The 13,555-nt window shown below is 70.5% G+C and carries 12 protein-coding genes; 5 read left to right on the plus strand and 7 right to left on the minus strand.

Annotation, left to right across the window (positions count from 1 at the left end; translation table 11 throughout):
* The first annotated feature begins 34 nt into the window (after positions 1–34).
* Positions 35–988, plus strand: a complete 954-nt coding sequence (locus tag GA0115234_RS40165) for an N-acetylmuramoyl-L-alanine amidase (RefSeq protein WP_093551699.1) — start codon at positions 35–37, stop codon at positions 986–988.
* Positions 988–1,230: a holin gene (locus tag GA0115234_RS40170; RefSeq protein WP_093551701.1), complete on the plus strand. Its 243-nt coding sequence runs from the start codon at positions 988–990 to the stop codon at positions 1,228–1,230. Before GA0115234_RS40165 ends, GA0115234_RS40170 begins: the two co-directional genes overlap by 1 nt.
* Before the next feature lie 36 nt (positions 1,231–1,266).
* On the opposite strand, the gene GA0115234_RS40175 is transcribed toward GA0115234_RS40170, so the two are convergent.
* Positions 1,267–1,809 (minus strand): CGNR zinc finger domain-containing protein, encoded by a 543-nt coding sequence (locus GA0115234_RS40175; RefSeq protein WP_093551703.1) that lies wholly within the window; start codon positions 1,807–1,809, stop codon positions 1,267–1,269.
* 172 nt (positions 1,810–1,981) lie between these two features.
* Here GA0115234_RS40175 and GA0115234_RS40180 point away from each other — a divergent pair, with 172 nt between their 5' ends.
* The gene (locus GA0115234_RS40180; protein WP_093551705.1) at positions 1,982–3,559 is read left to right on the plus strand and encodes an FAD-dependent monooxygenase; all 1,578 of its coding nucleotides are present in this window, start codon (positions 1,982–1,984) and stop codon (positions 3,557–3,559) included.
* A 164-nt stretch (positions 3,560–3,723) separates the two neighbouring features.
* On the opposite strand, the gene GA0115234_RS42715 is transcribed toward GA0115234_RS40180, so the two are convergent.
* The gene (locus GA0115234_RS42715) at positions 3,724–6,684 is read right to left on the minus strand and encodes a hypothetical protein (protein WP_093551707.1); all 2,961 of its coding nucleotides are present in this window, start codon (positions 6,682–6,684) and stop codon (positions 3,724–3,726) included.
* Between the two features lie 202 nt (positions 6,685–6,886).
* Between GA0115234_RS42715 and GA0115234_RS40190 the strand changes: the two genes are divergently transcribed.
* Positions 6,887–7,546 carry a hypothetical protein gene (locus GA0115234_RS40190; protein ID WP_202554685.1) on the plus strand — a complete coding sequence of 220 codons (660 nt, stop codon included), beginning with the start codon at positions 6,887–6,889 and terminating at the stop codon, positions 7,544–7,546.
* 82 nt (positions 7,547–7,628) lie between these two features.
* Here GA0115234_RS40190 and GA0115234_RS40195 read toward each other — a convergent pair whose 3' ends face one another.
* The 3 genes from GA0115234_RS40195 to GA0115234_RS40205 form a co-directional block, all read right to left on the minus strand.
* A complete protein-coding gene (locus tag GA0115234_RS40195; RefSeq protein ID WP_093551711.1) occupies positions 7,629–9,731 on the minus strand; it encodes a HEAT repeat domain-containing protein in 2,103 nt (700 codons plus the stop codon).
* A gap of 180 nt (positions 9,732–9,911) precedes the next feature.
* Positions 9,912–10,130, minus strand: coding sequence for a hypothetical protein (locus GA0115234_RS40200; RefSeq protein WP_141718550.1), 219 nt, complete (start codon positions 10,128–10,130; stop codon positions 9,912–9,914).
* Positions 10,131–10,344: 214 nt separating this feature from the next.
* Entirely contained in the window at positions 10,345–11,160 is an 816-nt protein-coding gene (locus GA0115234_RS40205; protein WP_093551715.1) for a hypothetical protein, read from the minus strand.
* 178 nt (positions 11,161–11,338) lie between these two features.
* Here GA0115234_RS40205 and GA0115234_RS44055 point away from each other — a divergent pair, with 178 nt between their 5' ends.
* Positions 11,339–11,515, plus strand: coding sequence for a peptidoglycan-binding protein (locus GA0115234_RS44055; RefSeq protein WP_256088936.1), 177 nt, complete (start codon positions 11,339–11,341; stop codon positions 11,513–11,515).
* 73 nt (positions 11,516–11,588) lie between these two features.
* On the opposite strand, the gene GA0115234_RS40215 is transcribed toward GA0115234_RS44055, so the two are convergent.
* Both GA0115234_RS40215 and GA0115234_RS40220 read right to left on the minus strand, forming a co-directional pair.
* Positions 11,589–12,164, minus strand: coding sequence for a cysteine hydrolase family protein (locus GA0115234_RS40215; protein WP_202554686.1), 576 nt, complete (start codon positions 12,162–12,164; stop codon positions 11,589–11,591).
* Between the two features lie 67 nt (positions 12,165–12,231).
* Positions 12,232–13,554: an MFS transporter gene (locus GA0115234_RS40220; RefSeq protein ID WP_370804803.1), complete on the minus strand. Its 1,323-nt coding sequence runs from the start codon at positions 13,552–13,554 to the stop codon at positions 12,232–12,234.
* Position 13,555: the final 1 nt, after the last annotated feature.

Consider the following 13,555-nt stretch of genomic DNA (forward strand, 5'->3'; position numbering starts at 1 on the left):
ACGTCTCGTACACCTCGGGCTGAAAGGGAAACGAATGGCGACTCCTCTGTCCGCCTCCGCTGTTCTCAAGGCATTGCGTGCCGAGGGCGTACGCGTGGTCGAGGTCGGCAACTGGCGTACCCACAACCGCAACTCGAAAGGCCCCTGGGGCCCGGTCAACGGCAGCATCGTGCACCACACCGTGACCAAGGGCACCGCGGCGACGGTCCAGATGGTCCGCGACGGATACGCGGACCTGCCCGGCCCGCTGTGCCACGGAATGATCGCGAAGGACGGCCGGGTGCACATGGTCGGCTGGGGCCGGGCGAATCATGCCGGCGGCGGCGACCCCAAGGTGCTGCAGCAGGTCATAGCCGAGTCGTACGGCACCCGGCCGACTCCCCCCACCCGTGGCAACAACGACGGGGTCGACGGCAACGCACGGTTCTACGGATGGGAGTGCGAGAACCTCGGCAACGGCAAGGACCCCTGGCCGGCCGCCCAGTACAACGCGATCGTCCGCGTCCAGGCCGCGTTGTGCCGGGCGCACAAGTGGTCGGCGAAGTCCGTGATCGGCCACCTGGAGTGGTCGAACGACAAGGTCGACCCCCGTGGTTTCACCATGACCAAGCTCCGCGCCGACGTTGCCGAGCGACTCAAGCACCCCGCGAGCTGGAACCCCGGCTCCGACAACGAGGAGGACCCCATGGCAGGAATCACCAAGCGCGACATCTTCGACGCCGTGTGGAAGACCGACGCGATCAGCGGCCCGACGGACGCGGCGGACCACTCGACGAATCCGACGTGGCAGCCGCAGTCCATCCTCAAGGACATGCAGGCCCGCATCCGGTCCATGGACAAGCGGCTGGCCGCCCAGACCGCCGCGATCACCGCGCTCGCCGGTCACGTCGGTACGGGCGCCGACTCGGAGACCATCGTCACCGCGGTCCGGGCCGCGATCGACAAGGCCGTCGCCGACGGCACCGACAGCAACGCCGGGGAGGACTGATGGCCTCGACGATGTTCACCAAGGCCTTCTGGGTGGCCACGGCGGAACGCACCGTACGGACGGCCGCTCAGACCCTCATAGCGACGCTCGGACTCGATACCACCGGCGTGCTGGACCTCGACTGGGGGCAGGCGTTCTCCCTCACCGGCAGCGCGGCGCTGCTGGCAGTGCTGACCGCGCTCTCCGCGTCCGGGACCGGTGACGGGCCCGGCCTCACCGAGACCGTACGGACACGGACATGAATCCGTGGTGGGTCGGCCGCGTGGGAATCCGGGCAGTCACGACCTGTCGCGCTGGGCCCGGTGCGAGGCCACCCGGACGCGGGTCGCGCAGCGAGGGGCGCAGTAGCGCTGGGGGGTGCGGCGGCCGGTGTCGATGAAGTAGTGGTCGCAGTGGGGAGCGGCGCACTGCCCCCAGGCGCACCGGCCGCGTTCGCTGAGCCAGAGCCCGAGGGCCAGCGCCGTGGTGGACAGCAGCCACTGGGTGGGGCCGGCGTCGCGGGGTGCCCTGGTGTGGAGGGACCAGGGGCGCCCGGGGAAGCGGACCAGATGGGGCCGGGCGGGGAACTCGTCGAGGAGGGCGTTGATCGCCTCGGCCGCCTGGTCCTCGTCGTGCATCGCCAGGATGCGGGTCAGGTGGGCGGTGGCTTCGCGCAGCCGCCGGGCATCGGCCCCGGTGAGCGCGAACGGTGGGCCGCCATGGCGCTCCAGAAGGGCCTGGAGCGCCTCCGCGCCCACTTCCGCGTCGTCCTGGACGGCGTTGGCCAGGTCGGCGATGAAGTGCAGGCCACGGGGGTTGCCCCCGGTCGGGTCCTCGGTCATGGGCTTCACCTTCTCCTGGCGGGTTCGTCCGGCGGGCAGCGACACACCCCATGGTAACGTCCAAAGCAATGATTGAGCGTTACGGCTGGCGCGCGCCCGCCCCGACCGCTCTCGACCCGCCTCGCGGCACACCGCTCCGGCGCCGGCCGTGAACCGCCCCCATGGAGAGCACATGCATGTTCCGACGACGACCCCCGTGCTCATCGTGGGTGGGGGGCCGGTGGGTCTGACCCTGTCGAATCTGTTGTCCCGGTACGGCGTGGACCATCTGCTGATCGAAGCCCGTCCGGGCACTTCGCGTCACCCCAAGGCGCGCGGGGTCTCGGCGCGCTCGATGGAGATCTTCCGGCGCTGCGGACTGGAAGACGCGGTCCGTGGCGCGGGTCTTCCGGCCTCCCAGGTCTTCTTCTACCGGGGCAGGGACCTGGTCGACCCGGACTTCGTCCGCAGCGGCGTGGCCCACGACGCGTCGGACGGTGGCGGTAGCACTCCGTCGCCCGGGGTGATCTGCCCCCAGGACGCGCTGGAACCGGTCCTGCTGGGGCGGGCCCGCGCGTTGGCGGCCGACCGGATCCGGTTCGGCACGCGCTTGCTGTCCTTCATCCAGGACGAGGAAGGGGTGCGCGCCATGCTGGAGAACCGCGCCGACGGCGAGCGGCACACGGTGCGTGCCGAGTGGCTCGTCGGGTGCGACGGTGCTGCCAGTGCGGTCCGTGCCGGTGCGGGCGTCGGTATGGACGGCCCGACGGGCCTGGGCCACTTCCTCAGCGTCCGCTTCGAGGCGCCGCTCGGCAAGGTGGTGGCCGACCGGGCGAGCGCGTCGTACTTCCTCACTCCACCCGGGCGGGGCGGTTTCATGGCGGTGGACAACGACCGCCACTGGATCTACCAGTACCCCTTCGACCCCGATCACCCGCACGGGGATGAGGACTTCACCGACCGGAAGCACCTCGAAGACCTCGTCCGGGCGGCGGCCGGTATCCCCGACCTGGACGTGACCGTACGCGACACCATGGTCTGGCGCATGGACGCCCAGCTGGCCTCCGGCTACCGCAGCGGACGCATCCTCCTGGCCGGAGACGCGGCCCATGTCACCCCGCCGACCGGAGGGCACGGCATGAACACCGGAATCGGCGATGCGGACAACCTGGCCTGGAAAATCGCCGCCGTCACCGCCGGCCGCGCCACCGCGACACTGTTGGACAGTTACCAGGCCGAACGCCGCCCGGTGGCCCGGCAGGTCATCGACCTGTCCACCGACAACGCCCGCGCCGGTGCCGGCTACCGGATCGACGACGAACTCCTGCTCACCGCCGCCTACCGCTCCACCGCCCTCGTCCCCGACCCCGACACACCCGCCCGGCCGCCGCTGGACCTCTCCGGCTACCACCCGAGCGGCGCCCCGGGTGACCGCGCCCCGCACACAAGGCTGGCCGGACCGCCCGGGATCTCCTCCACCCTGGACCTCGTCGGCCCCGGTTTCACCCTGATCACAGCGTCGGACGCCCCGGTCTGGCAGCGGCAGGCCGACGCCGCCGGGGCAGCGGGGATCCCCGTCACCGTCCACCGGCTCGACGACGGACGGCTGCGCGAGGAACACCCCGGTTCCTTCCACCGGTTGTGCGCCATGCCCGTGGCCGGAGCCGTTCTGGTCCGCCCCGACGGCCACATCGCCTGGCGTACTCCTTCTCCGGCCGCCGGCCCGGACCTCCTTCGGATCCTCCGGCGCATCCTCACCAGCGCCCCGTAGCCCACCGCGCAGAGCCCCAGGAGCTTTCATGATGCGTTAAATCCTGGAGGGCCGTGCCGTTTCCCCATTCCACTACGCGTCCGCTCATACCGTGGAGGGCCGAGGGACCGGCCGGCCGTACTCCTCGCCCGGCCTGCGAACCGGCAGGGGCCGTCCGGTCGGGCTCAGGCGGTGATCTCGACCAGCGCGACACCGCTGTACGCGGGCACCCCGTCACGGGTGACGACGGCTCGTACCGTCGCCCAGCCGGTGGCACCGCCGTGCTCCGGCGTGAGCCATACGCTCCCGTCGGCGTCGGTGACCAGGTGCGCGACGGGCCGCCCGTCGAGCTCCCAGGCGATGTCCGCGCCGTCCAGGTCGAGGGGTGTCCCGTCCCACGCGGCGAGGACCAGTGCCGCCCTGGTGGTGCCGCCCGCGGGGAGTTCGGCCGGCGTGGCGGTGAGCCGGAGGTCGGCGTGCACCGAGTCGGAGCGGTACCCGGCCAGATCCGCCGGATACCAGGCGAGTTCGGGCACGAACCGGCCGTCCGTCCAGCGCGCGAGGTAGCCGGGCCGGTGGTGCGCGTCGTCGATGAGCGCGTACGTCGGGGTGCCGTGCTCGCCGGCGACGAAGCCGTGCGGCGCGACGGTCACCGTCCCCTGCCCGCCGGGCAGCGGCAGCGCGCGTGGCTGGAGATCGTGGCTGGCGACGATCTCCACTCCCCCGTCGAATGCCGTCCGCGACACCTTCAGGTCCTCGGTGAGGTACCGGAAGGCTGTCATCGCCCGCCCGAAGTACCGGCCGGCGACCCGTTTCTGCACGAGCGACAGCCCCTTGAGCAGCTCGAACCCGCGCCCCGCTCTGAAGTCCGCCGTCATGTGCTGCGCCTGGTAGTGCAGGTTGAGTCCGAAGGCCAGCGCCCAGCTCAGGTTCTCGGTCGTGTCGACACCGCGGTCGAGGTTGTGCGGGTAGAACGCGACCTTGTCGTGCATGACGGCCGTGCCCAACGGCCACTGCTGCACGACGACGCCGTTGCGGTTGGGCCCGTCGTACGTACTGGCCCGGTCGCCCTGCATGGTGTTGAGGTAGAAGCCGAGGCTCGATGTGAGGCTCTGGAAGATCCGGTCACCGCCGACCCCCTCGGTGCCGATCGGCAGGATCGCGGCGGACTGTGCCGTCTGCTCCACCAGTTCCTCGCAGTATGCGTACGGCGGCGCGCAGAAGTCGGCCGCGTAGTCGTACTCCCGGCGCGCGATCTCGTCCTGGAACATCATGTCCATTCCGTACGTGTCGCGGAACGTGCGGAGTTGGTCGAGGATCAGCGCCCGGGGCGCCTTGCGCCAGCCGCCGATGAGATACCCCAGATTATTGGTGTGCGTCTTGGTGACCAGCTTGCCGCGCCTGTCGCGGATCCCGATCCGCTCGACGCCTCCGAGGGCCGCCACCGCCCGGCTGTCGGGGTGCCACCACGTCGGGTTGGTGTACGCGCTGGCGTAGTGACCGCGGTCGTGGATGGTGTCGATGAGCCGTTGGAATTCCGCCGGACCACCGAGGTAGTCGAAGGTGAGGAAGTCCGGGTAGTGGTGATCGTGCTGTCCGTCGGAGTAGTAGCTGGCGAGTTCGACGCTGTACGGCCCGCCTGGCACCGCGCGCAGGTACTCGAACGCCGCTTCCGGCCGCCCGGTCGCCGAGGTGCCGCCGGTCGGCTGCCAGAGGTCCACCTTGAGGTGCACCGAGTCGGCGAGCCCGGCACGCAACCGGGGGCCCAGCTTGTCCGTGAGGCCGCGCCAGGTGTTCATCCCGTTGTCGGCGCGGTACGCCGCGAACAGGTCGAAGGCACTCTCACCGGCCACCAGCCGGGTCGCGGGAAGCCGCTCCGATCCGCCGGGTGCGATCCAGGCGTCGACCCGGTGCATCAACCCGGTCAACGCCTCGTTGCGGGCCCGGCCGCCCACGAAGCCGAACTGTGCCGGGCGGTACGGCCGCGCGCTCGCCGGCTGCACGGAGTAGACACCGAGGGCCGAGTCGTCCTCCTCGAACAGGATCAGGTCGTGGGTGGCGGTCGGCATGCCGTAGTTGGCGTAGAAACCACCGGCCAGCACCGAACGCGTGTGGGCGAGCCCGCCCCACTTCGGCGCGATGCCGAGCATGGTGCCGTCGGCAGGAATGACCCGGTAGGCCACTTCGGGGCAGGCGACCGACAGGATGGACCGGGACCAGAGGTTGCGTATGGCGGTCGGGCGCAATTCCAGACGTCCCGCACGGAGCCGAACCGTCAGCTGAGCGGTGAGGAAGCCGGGCACGGTGAGACTGACCGCGGCCTCGTCGGCGGCGACCCGGGCGACGTCGACCTCGGCCTCGTCGGAGAACACGCCGGTGCCGTTGTCGTAGTACACGGCGAGCGGCAGCACACCGGGCGACTGGATCCGGCCGCCGGACGTCCAGTCGAGCAGCCGGCCGCGATCGTCGATGAGGACACGGTCCGCGCCGCTGGTCAGCTCCAGCGCACCGGCCCTGCTCCAGGTGGACACCGGCCCGCCGTCGCCGACCACCTCCACGGACTCCACCTCGAAGACGAACGGATCGGCCGACTGCTTGTCGTCGGGGAAGAAGACGAGCACGAGTCGGCGCAGCGGGTAGGTGAGTTTGCCGTCGGCCACCCCGCTCCACGTCATCCGGGCGAGCCGCTGCGGCTCGAACGTCACGCGGGTCCGCCCGTCGAAACCGGTCGGGTCGACACGGGAGGCGAGCGTGCCCCACTCCTCATTGTCCTGGTCGAAGATCTTCAGCCAGAGGTTTCCCTTCTTCGGCGTGACCCCGGTGAGCCACACCGACACCCGGGCGAGGTACGGCGCGTACGGGCTCGGGAACGCCACCGAGAACTCGCTGTACGCACCGGCCATGGTGACCCGCGTCCGCCCTGCCGTGCCGGTCGCCTCGATCGTCGTCCGGTACACCGTGGTCGGCGGGAGATCGTGCGGCACACCGTCGATGACGAGGCGCAGGGTCGCGGCGGTGTCAGCGCCGGAGAGCGGCGCGGCGGAGGGGAAAGCGGCGGCTGCGGGCGCCGCCGTCATGGCAGTTGCGGCGGTCACGGCGGGGACGGACACGGCGGTGGTTCCGGCGAGGAAGGTGCGGCGCTTCATGGGTACGCTCCGGCGTCAGCTCGATGTGTACAGCGTGTGCGCACCGTAAGACCCTGCCATTAGCGCGTCAATACCCTTGCCGCACACCGCAGTTGACGAACCAATTAATGCGTTAAAGAAACTCGGCAGAGCTCACACCATGGACGGACCTCCGTTGCCCTGGCCACCGAGCCGGTGCCGAAGGCCCGGTAGCGTGATCGTCGTGCTTGATGGAATCGCGTGGATCGGTGAGTTCAGCAACGAGAACGCCGCACGTCGTGGGCCCGGGATGCGCGCCGCCATCTCGCTGACAGCCGCCCGCGGTGTGGAGCCCGAGGAGTTCCTGGTCCGTCTCGGCGCGGACAGCGGGCAGCTCCGGTGTCACGACATGTACCTGGAGAGGGGCGCACTGGCTCTGGGACCCGATGCGCAGCATGCCCGCGTCGCGATGTACGGGACGTGCGGAGAGTGGCTGTATGTGCTCGAAGACTGGGGGATGGCGACCTGGTACGCGGGCCACCGCACTGTCGCGGCGATGGAACCACTCACGGGCGAGGAGGTCGTCTGCCTGACGATGAACACCTGGGATCCCCCGAAGCTGATCCTTCACGCGCCGGGCGACGGCCGTGTGTGGCAGGCCGAGTTCGCCGAGGACACCGGGCGGTCATCGACGCTGGACGCGGCACTGCGGGCGGCGGGGGCCGTGCTTCCTTCCGTGCGGGAGGCCCCCGAGGAAGAGGTGGCGCTGTACTTCGAGGAGCACTGGGAAGAGCTCCCGACGGCTGTGTTCACCGCTGTCGGCGATTACTGCGGCCTGTCGATCGATCAGGCCGTTGTGGAGGCCGGAGAACTCCCCCTGGTCATTCTCCCCTCGGTGCGGTGACCTGGTGCGAGCCGCCGGGGCACTTCTCGGGCATGCCTCGGCCAGGTCCGGCCGGGTTCGGCGGGTGCCCGTATCTGACCGGTCATCCGCACACCTGGAGTACGGCTCGGCCGTGCCGCAGCAGCCGTTCGTCGTCGGCGCACCGGTATCGCATCCGGCCTGTTCCGCCCGTGTTGTTGTGGCGTCGGACGGCCGCGAGTTCCTGACGGAGCAGTGGGACTGCCGGGGCGGCCGCGGAGCCCATCTGTGCCCAGATCCCGGCCACATCGGAGCGGTTGTCATGATGCGCCGACCACGCGCGCAGCAGCACGGGCATGGATTCCTCCGCATCCCTCCCCGCCTGCCACAACGCCACCGCGAGGGCGCCCGCGACCCAGCCGCCGTTCTCCTCCGGGTTCTCCACGAGTCGGCGCAGCCCAGGCAGCAGCCCAGCTGCTTCGGTACCCATGCGTGCGACCGCCTGTAGCGCGTCGTGCCGCTGATACCAGCGCTCGGCCATGAGGCTCTCGGAGAGCACGGGCAGAACGGTGTCCAGCTCGCCGCCGACCGCCCACAGCGCCGCAGCCGCGTCCATGCGGTGGTACGACTCGGCGTCTCTGGCCAGCTCCCGCAGCTCCGGCACTGTCTCTGGGGCCGCTGTGCCGAGCCGTGCCAGTGCCCGCAGTGCCGCGCCCCGCACCTGGCCGCCCTGGCTTCCGGAGGCTCGCAGGATGTGGGCGATCGGCTCCGCGAACTCGGGCGAGCCGGTGGCGGCCGCGGCCTTCAGCAGACTCTCGGTGCGTTGCGGCCAGTCCACGGGGTCGATCTCGGAGATCCGCCGGACCAGCACCGGGAGCAGCGCGGCTGCCGCGTCCGGGTCCATACGGTCGATCCAGTCACCCAGTTCTTCCGGCACGTGTCCGAAGCGCAGCACTTCGACGAGCCATGGCACGGCGCGTGCGTCGCCCTGCGCCGCGAGCGCGCCCAGCACCGCCCCGTAGGAGGTCTCGTCCCACTGCGCCTGGGGAAGGTGGTCCGGCCCGGCCGCCACCCGTTCCGCCAGTGCCCCGGCCGCCGGGCCGCCGATGGCGTACAACAATGCCAGCTCCGAGGAAGCCCACCGGACGATGCGGTGGTCGGCCTCCCGGGTCTGCTCGCCGAGGAGTCGCACGGCCTCCTCGTGCGGGCCCCGCCACCCTGTCAGGAGCAGACCGCTCATGTCGATCGCCTCGCGCCGCTGCCCCCAGTCAGGGCTGCGCAGCTGGTCCTCCAACAGCGCGAAGCGCTCGGCAACCCGGTCGTCCAGGGCATGGTGCAGCTCCCCGAGCAGATCGGTCGCCCACGGAGCCTTCACCGAACCGCGCTGCGATGCCTTCAGACGGCGCAGATACGAGATCATCGTCGGCGTCCGTGCGACCGGCTCCGCGTCCTTCGCCGCCGCGTCCGCCTTCTCCTCCTCCGACCCCCGTGCCTCCCGCATCACGTCGATGGCTGTCTCCACGGTCCGGTCCGGCAGCCGGCCGGGTGCGCAGCGTGCCAGCTGCACCAGGGCTGCGAGCCGGAGCCCCGGATCGGTCGGGCCGTCGCCGGGAAGTGCGAGCGCTTCCAGGGCGTCACCCGACTGATCCGCGAACTCCGGTTGCCGGACTGCCAGTTCACCGAGTGCCGTCGCCAGGGCTCGCAGTACGCCCACGTCCTGTTCCGCCGCGAGCCGTCGGCGCAGGGCCGCGAGCACGATTCCGGAGTCGTCGTGCAGTTGCACCAGGGCTCCCGGCAGCGCGCGCCGCAGCCCCGCCTCCGGGTCGTCGAGGAGACCCAGCAGGAGTCCGCTGCGGGCCCGGGTGTCCGACTCCGCCCGGGTGATGGTGCGGGCCCAGGCCTCGTACTCGTCCTCGTCGTCGGACCAGAAGTCCATCTCTTCGACGTCGCGGCCGTCGCCGTCGATGCTGCGGAGCAGGTCGACCACCTCGCCCCGCCCCGGCAGGCCGCTCGTCGCTATCAGCTCGTACAGGAACGGGATGCACGCGACCGTGCTGTCGTACACATCCCCCTGGTGATGCACCGCGCCATACATGCCGTCGAGCGCGATCTCCCGTTCGGCCGCGTCGGCGGAGGCCAGCCCCCGCAGCAGGTCCGGCACGTCGGAGGCATCGCCGTACGCGTGGCCCATGGACGCCCAGTCGATGTCATCGATCCCTGTGAACATGACCGCAAGTCTGCCGGACACCACTGACAACGCCGGTCCGCGATCGGCGTCGGCGGTCGGTGGTGCTCGTCTTCGGGAACCGGGTGTCTTGACGGACATCCCATGAGCCGGCGTGTCAAACAGCGAGTGCGTGGGCCCGGCGGGACCAGGCGGTCGGCTCGCCGCGCGGCTGCCGGTCGCTCAGACCGAACGAAGGCCTGGCCTCGGCAGATGACGCTCTGCAGGCGGCGACCACATGTACCGCCGGAACCCCAGAAACCGTTTCAGTCGGCCCGCGCTGCCGTCGGCAGGGCGTTCCTCGTCGAGCATCGTGGCGTCGCACGGCCCGGCGGTGGCACCGGACTTCTCCAGGATCTCCAGCCATGGTGCGGGCAGTTCGCGGTCGGTGCTCTGCGGCATGACGTTCAGCAGGGTGCCGCGTACCGCGGGGTCCTGCCGGGGCTCGAAACCCCGCCGGTGAGTGCACGGTTGTGACCGGACCGGATTCCGGATCACGATGCCGGAATTGCTTGTCGGCCATCTGCGGCTGCTCCATGGGTAATGTGCCTGGCAGTTCGGTGAGTGAATCGGGAGATGGGTACCCAGGCCGACGGACGAGCTCGCCCAGCGGGCCTCAGCACCCCTCGGGAGCCGCGTCGGCGCGGAAGACCGGCAGGCCCTCGCGCAGCCGTGCGAAGAGCAGGCCGGCGTCGAACATCTCCTCGTCCTCGTTCTCATCCTCGTCGGCGTCCTCGTCCTCATCAGCGGCGAACACCTCGTCCACCAGGAACGCGCGCAGCTGCTCCTGCACGCCGTCCCCGTATCCCTGCTGGTAGTCGTCCAGGTCGAAGTAGAGGTCCGCCTCCACGCCCGCGATCGTCTCGTGGTCGTCCTCGATGACCAGACGGGCGCGGATGGTGCCCGCGTGAAGCGTGCTGTCGTTGTAGTCGCCGTAGACGACGTCGGCCTCGATGTCACCCATGACCAGCATCTCGCCGCTGGTGAGGACCCCCCGAGCCTTCACCGTGCCGCCGATCGCCACCACCGAGTAGGGGGCGCGGTCCCCCACCACACCTTCGACCGTCACCGATCCGGTGACCACGAAGGGCGCGCCCACACCCAGGTCGCCCTTGACCACCAGGTCGCCGTGGTGGAAGAACGGGGTGTCCACTTGCTGGTCGCCGATCAGGGTGCGGGTCGTCGCGGTGTCGCCGAGAGCCTCGGCGCACATCTCCGGGACGTACCCGAGCAGATCGGGGTCGAGGGTGACACGCAGCTGGGCGACGAACTCCTGGTAGCTGTCGAGGTCCCGCTCCACGAGATCGGCAAGCCAGCCGCTGTCGTCGGCCTCGAACGTGGCGGCCCGTTCGGCCTGCATCACCTCGACGGTCCGCCGGATCGCGGCCATATCGATGGGCAGCGGGGTGTCGCCGTTCTTGTCGTCTGCCATGACGTTCGCCTTGTCTGTGATCAGGGAACGGACCGGTGTGGCCCGCCCGTCGGGGGCACCCGCACCAGCAGTGGTGCGAGCAGCGAAGACGCGAACCGCAGGCTACTGGCCCCGCTGCGAGCCCACACCCCGCGCCACCGGCGCGGCCACGACCGGGACAGCGGACTCCGGTCATGGCGTGGCCTGGTTCCAGGCGCATCACGGACTGCCCGCCACCGGGCAGGTCGACGGCGCGACAGCCGGTGCCCTCCGTCACGCCTCCGATGCCGAACTGCTTCGGACGTTCCGTACGGCGGACGATCTCGGCCCCGAGGAACTCGCCACCCTGATACCGCCGAAGGGCTACCCGGCCTGATTCTGCGGGTTCGCAACGTAGGGTCGGGCGACAGCGGCAGCCGCAACCGGCCGCTGTCGCCCGCGCGGCCTCGTCAGCCCTGTGCCGTGGGCAGCGACTTCACCCATTCGTCGACGCTCGGAACGTCCCCGCGCCGGGCGAACACCTTCTCGACGAGGAGGCGGTGCAGCGCGGGGTCGGGGTCGGCACAGCCGTCGGAGAGCACGGTCAGCCGGTAGTCGAGGTCGGCCACGAGACAGGCGGTCGAGAGCACCACACCACCCGTGGCGATCCCTGTCAGCACCAGGTGGTCGATGCCACCGGCCGCGAGGATCTGGTGCAGGTCGTTCCCGGCGAAGGCGTTGACGCGGTTCTTGAAGACCGTGGCCTCGCCGGGGGCCGGGGCCACGGCCGGGTGGAAATCGGTGGCGGGGTCTCCGTGGACGAACGCGTCTTCCGGCAGCGCCGCGAACGTCCTGTTCCGCGGGTGGATCTCGGGGTGGCCAGGGCGGAATCCGATACCGACGTGAATGACGGGCACGCCCGCGTGCCGGGCCGCTTCGATCGCGCGGGTGACACGAGGAAGGTACTCCGGGTCGGAGATGTGCGACGCGACGCCGTTCTGGATGTCCATGACGAGGAGTGCGGTGTGGGCAGCGGAAGCGGGCATGGCGAGTGGTTCCCTTCGGGTTTTACTGCCTGCGGAGTGTGTGTAGCGGGAAACGGTTCGGGGGTGGTCAGGCTGCGAGTGAGTACAGGCTGCGGTCGACAACCGTGCTCAGCAGGTACAGGACGGCCGCGCCGGTCATCACCCAGGCCAGCTCGTGCATACCGCCGGTTCCGGCGTGCTGTCCGAAGGCCCGCGCCGAAGCTGCGGATGCGACCATCGAACCCATGTAGGCGGAGGTGCGCAGCAGCCCGGACGAGGCGCCCATGCGCTCCGGATCGGCCTGCCGGTACAAGGAGTTCTGCAGCGCGAGGCTGTTGAGCCCCTGCGGCACACCGAACACCAGGGCAATGGCGAACAGCATCCAGATCGGGCTGCTCGCGTGGAGGGACAGCAGCAGCGCACAGGCGACGATCTGGCCGACCGCGCCGACGACGAGTTTGCCCCGGACGCCCTTGCGGCGGCCGGTGAGCGTCGATACGACGATGGCCAGCGCGAACATCGGCAGCTGCACGAGCCCGGCCTCGGAGGCGGAGAGGCCGCGGCCTTCCTCCACCCACTGGGTGAAGCCGTAGAGGAAGGCGTAGGAGACGATGTACGCGACCAGGCTGCGCCCGTAGGTGGCGAGCAGGGGTGCGTTTCCGCCGAGGACCCGCAGGTCGATGAAAGGTTCGTCGGTGCGCAGCTCGCGCCGGGCGAACGCGACGGCCGCCAGGACGGACATCGCGAGGAGGTCCAGCGATTCGACGCTCAGATTCATCAGGAACAGCAGCAGGGTGACGAGCATGGCTGCGAACAGGCCGATCCCGGGAAGGTCGAGGCGCGCGACGGCACCCCTTCGGCCCCCGGGCAGAGTGAGCGGGGTCTTCGGCAGCCGCAGCGCGCCGAGCACCAGCGCGGCCGCGGCGAGCGGGATGTTCAGGGCGAAGGTGCTGCGCCAGCCGCCGGCGCCGATCAGCAGGCCGCCGAGTGTGGGGCCGATGACGGCAATGGTCTGGTTGGCGACGGCGAGTAGGGTGAGCACCCCGCCGGGACTGTCGTTCCCGGTGCGGTCGGCCTCGCGGCGCAGCAGCGACATCGCCGCCGGATATCCGGCGCAGGTACCGAAGCCGAGCAGCACCCGGGCCCCGATGAGGACGCCCAGGCCGGGGGCGAGCATTCCGACGATGCCTGCGGCGCCGACGAGGGCGGTGCCGATCAGGAAGAGCCGACGCGGGCCGAAGAGGTCGATGAGGCGCCCGACGACGGGCTGGCCGATCGCGGTGGCGAGGTAGAGCGCCGAGACGAGCCAGGCGGTCTCCGAGGGCGGGGCGCCGAATGCGGCTCCGATCGGGACGAGCGCGACGGCGATGATCGTCGAGTTGATTGGGTTGAGGACCGACCCGAGGATCATC

The sequence above is a fragment of the Streptomyces sp. DvalAA-43 genome (genome assembly GCF_900091725.1).
GTDB classification, from domain to species: domain Bacteria; phylum Actinomycetota; class Actinomycetes; order Streptomycetales; family Streptomycetaceae; genus Streptomyces; species Streptomyces pulveraceus.

Coding starts and splice junctions, on each gene's coding strand:
- GA0115234_RS42715 (WP_093551707.1), bottom strand. CDS start 6,684: ATGAAGCGCCGCACCTTCCTCGCCGGAACCACCGCCGTGTCCGTCCCC.
- GA0115234_RS40200 (WP_141718550.1), bottom strand. CDS start 10,130: ATGCCGCAGAGCACCGACCGCGAACTGCCCGCACCATGGCTGGAGATC.
- GA0115234_RS40175 (WP_093551703.1), bottom strand. CDS start 1,809: ATGACCGAGGACCCGACCGGGGGCAACCCCCGTGGCCTGCACTTCATC.
- GA0115234_RS40220 (WP_370804803.1), bottom strand. CDS start 13,554: ATGATCCTCGGGTCGGTCCTCAACCCAATCAACTCGACGATCATCGCC.
- GA0115234_RS40205 (WP_093551715.1), bottom strand. CDS start 11,160: ATGGCAGACGACAAGAACGGCGACACCCCGCTGCCCATCGATATGGCC.
- GA0115234_RS40195 (WP_093551711.1), bottom strand. CDS start 9,731: ATGTTCACAGGGATCGATGACATCGACTGGGCGTCCATGGGCCACGCG.
- GA0115234_RS40170 (WP_093551701.1), top strand. CDS start 988: ATGGCCTCGACGATGTTCACCAAGGCCTTCTGGGTGGCCACGGCGGAA.
- GA0115234_RS40215 (WP_202554686.1), bottom strand. CDS start 12,164: ATGCCCGCTTCCGCTGCCCACACCGCACTCCTCGTCATGGACATCCAG.
- GA0115234_RS40165 (WP_093551699.1), top strand. CDS start 35: ATGGCGACTCCTCTGTCCGCCTCCGCTGTTCTCAAGGCATTGCGTGCC.
- GA0115234_RS40180 (WP_093551705.1), top strand. CDS start 1,982: ATGCATGTTCCGACGACGACCCCCGTGCTCATCGTGGGTGGGGGGCCG.